This window comes from Deltaproteobacteria bacterium (assembly GCA_016874775.1).
Classification (GTDB): domain Bacteria; phylum Desulfobacterota; class Binatia; order Bin18; family Bin18; genus VGTJ01.
In genome coordinates, this window is the sequence record VGTJ01000319.1 from 1 (window position 1) to 3,363 (window position 3,363).

4 protein-coding genes are annotated in these 3,363 nt (G+C 56.6%); all 4 read right to left on the reverse strand.

The window, feature by feature from the left end; translation table 11 throughout:
• Positions 1-359 precede the first annotated feature (359 nt).
• The gene (locus FJ147_27950) at positions 360-1,151 is read right to left on the reverse strand and encodes a hypothetical protein (protein ID MBM4259717.1); all 792 of its coding nucleotides are present in this window, start codon (positions 1,149-1,151) and stop codon (positions 360-362) included.
• Entirely contained in the window at positions 1,148-1,936 is a 789-nt protein-coding gene (locus tag FJ147_27955) for a hypothetical protein (protein ID MBM4259718.1), read from the reverse strand. The genes FJ147_27950 and FJ147_27955 overlap by 4 nt, the downstream gene beginning before the upstream one ends.
• Positions 1,937-1,938: 2 nt before the next feature.
• Positions 1,939-2,760 (reverse strand): FkbM family methyltransferase, encoded by an 822-nt coding sequence (locus tag FJ147_27960; protein MBM4259719.1) that lies wholly within the window; start codon positions 2,758-2,760, stop codon positions 1,939-1,941.
• Positions 2,761-3,002: 242 nt separating this feature from the next.
• Positions 3,003-3,263 (reverse strand): hypothetical protein, encoded by a 261-nt coding sequence (locus tag FJ147_27965; GenBank protein ID MBM4259720.1) that lies wholly within the window; start codon positions 3,261-3,263, stop codon positions 3,003-3,005.
• Between the last annotated feature and the right edge of the window lie 100 nt (positions 3,264-3,363).

Consider the following 3,363-nt stretch of genomic DNA (forward strand, 5'->3'; position numbering starts at 1 on the left):
CTACGCGTGGCCTGCGCCAGCGGCCCTTCATTCAGTTTTGTGGGGGTTTTCACCGGGCTGTTTGTCAGAAAAATTATCCAAGCTGACCGGTTTGATCTAAGAGTAGTGGAAATTTAAACCGCCTTTTCCCTGATGGACGACGTTACTCCCACCCCGAGCAGAAGTCCAGCGCGGTCAAGCGTGCGCTGTTTGGCGAAGACTCCCCGCTCTCGATGAGGATTCACCCCTTGAGTGAGGTGCGTGGCCACAGCGCGATGGGGTAAGCATAAATCTCACACTGACCACCGATAAAGTCCAAGGGCGCACGGTCACTGATTTTTACTCTTTCGAAATAGTCGTAACCGACCTCCAGTATTTTCTTATCCATGAAAGACATCCATTGTTTGATTCTGAACGCGGAATACTAGGGGCCGCGCCATTATCAGTCGGCTCCTCATGACAATCCGTTGCTGCACACGCTTCGGCGCCACCTTAAACAGATGACTACCGCAAGGCGCCAAATCCAATACATGCGAACCGAGGGTGTTACCGTTTGCGGATAGGGTTCGACAAACGATTCTTTGCTTCTTCGAGGTGGGATTGACAATACCGAGTTCGTAGCAGCATTGCATGTCCAAAGAATGTTGAAGGTGGTATTCGCGGAGGCGAAAACTCTGCCCGCCCAACAATTGCAAACTCTGGTCAGGCAAACGGGCAATCGCATCCAAATTGCCGTGCACATAGGCCCGCAGTGGGGCGCCGCGATAGCGGTAGCTCACGTAACCTCGCTCGGCCAGGTGTGAGCCCAGGGCCCGCAAGCTTTGCGGCGTATGCGTATGAAAGACGGAGAAAGTCCCAGCAGCACCGTGGACGTTGCCGATTATTGCCGATAAGGCCAGGGTGTTGCGGCGTCCGGGCGTGATTTCAACCGTTTTTTCGGAAAAAGAGTAGCCGGCGGCATCGAAAAACACAATGGCCACATTGCGGCCGGCGCTGTCCGGGCCAGCAAAGAGGGCTGGCAGGTCGGTCAGCTCGAAGAAGGTCTCCCACTCTTCGGAATTACGCCAGACGAAAAGATCGCTCACTGGCGCTCCGGCAATGGCCGGCACACGCGTCAGCGGCTGTTTGTAGGTCCAGGTGGCGCGGCGCAGTCTCTCGATATGGCGTTTCATGCTTGCCCCAGTTTCGCAAACCATTCTTTCTTGAGGAACTTCTGCGCATCCCAACGCTTGCCATGGATGACATAAGATGCAGGGGGGTGTGTATGTTCGAGACTTAGGCAGGCGCCATCAGCAGTTTTTGAAAGGTAAAGCGGAATACCGGACATGTCCTTGCAGATGGTTACGGGCAAATTCTCCGGCCCGATTCCCATACCATCCAAGCTCACGACCGAGACAGCGTTATTACGGACCTCGAAGCTTCCGCGGCGGCGGCCGGGCACAGCGCTGTCGTAAATCTCAACAGTGGATGTTCGAGCTTGCGCACTCTTTTCTAGGTTGAGGAACAACATATAGTTTTCTACTCCAGGCCCGAACTGCATGAAGGGCGCGAAGGTCAGTAAAGAGCCCGGTACGGGAAAGGGGTCGAGCTCGCCCTGATAACAGGTTGAGGCAAGCGGTGACACAAGGCTCAAGGTGGCACGCCAGTTCGGCATATGGGTGCCGTGCGTGCCCATCGGCAGAGTCTCGCTGCGCTCCGGAAAAGAAGAAGAAGCCAGTGACAGCAGTGGCAAGGCATCTTCCGGCACGTACGCTACTACGTCGGAGCGAGCATACGCCTGCATCGCTCCGAAGGCCAACTCGCCGAGCGTGACGGAGCACCAGACTCTGTCCTGAACCCAGGTCAAGTTGACGCAACGGGATTCCTTGCGCGTGTCTTCCCAGTTGTTCGGCGGGAAGTTGTATAGGGTGGTCTGCCCGATACAGCCGGGCGCCGCGAGTACGGGATAGAAGGACATGATTAGGCGATACGGCGTACCCACCACTGGTTGTACTGGCTGCCGGCATCGCCGCCGCATTTCTTCAGCAAGGTTAGTCCAGCGTTTGCCAGGTGGCGCACCGTCTCTTGAGCCTGCTCGGTGAAACCGTCGTCGATTTCCACCATCACGCTCTCGACGGCCTTCAGCGTTTCTTTGCCACCACGCAGGATGAAGTGCTCGATACCATCGACATCGATCTTAATGAAAAGGGGTGCGGGGATATTGAGCAGGCGGATCGCTTCGTCCATGGTCATACCCATGGTCTGATATTCGAAGATCGACTTAAGCTTGTCGCCATGCTGGTCGAAACCCTGACCGAATGTGGACAAGGCACCGCCCCATGCGGTGGAACTCATCTTAAACAGGCTGGGTCCGAGCGCATTGCTGAGCGCAACCGGAACAATGGTGACACGCTCCTGCAATTCATTGAGGAAGATGTTCCGCGCCAGCAGCTCTAGATTGAAAACAGAAGGCTCGAAAGCGAATACGCGCGCATTGACTTTCCTAGCGGCGTATATCGAATACAGCCCGACATTTGCGCCGATATCCCACAGCACGGCGCCTTCAGGAAGGCTCTCCAGCCAGGTCAGCGTGTCCGGCTCTTTTTCGGAGAAACTTTCGGAACGGTAGCGGGTCAATGCATTGGGTGAAGTAAAAGACATCTTCACGCCGCCGTGATTGACTGGCATGTTGATATTCATGCCGGCCTCGAGCAACTGCTGGTGAAAGAATCTCCCTGCCCGGAATCCGGTCAAACCTTTCGCCACACTTTGCAGGCAACCTTTAATTGCGCGCTTAAGCATTAACGTAACAACATGCAACTATTCGATCGTGATCCAGCTGATATGTGGCTCGGACGGCAAGGACTCCAGCCGATAGTGATTCAGATCAATCGCCTTCAGCAGTGCCTAGTGAGAATAGGAAATTCAAACCGCCTTTTCCCTGATGGACGACGTTACTCCCACCCCGAGCAGAAGTCCAGCGCGGTCAAGCGTGCGCAGTTTGGCGAAGACTCCCCGCTCTCGATGAGGATTCACCCCTTGAGTTAGGTGCGTGGCCACAGCGCGATGGGGTAAGCAAAACTGGCCGCCTGCAGGGGCTTGAGCGGGTTATCCGGGTCGAGCTCGGAGAGGTAGCTCATGCCCTCCTTTTGCACCAGATAACCCAGTCGGGTCAGTGCCTTCACGAGCCGCACGATGATCTTCTCGAGCAGCCCCTGCAGCTCCTCAGAATGCCGCTCGGCGCGCCGCTCGCCGGGTTCAGGGTGATCGACAGCGTGTGGGGGCGGGGGCGGAGGAAGTCGCACGCCTGCTCGGCGGTGCGCCTTGGCCCTACGTGCGCCCGGCGGACTAGGGCGGCCCAGGCCGGGCCAATTCTTGCAGCGCACTGCAGCCAGAGACGGGTAG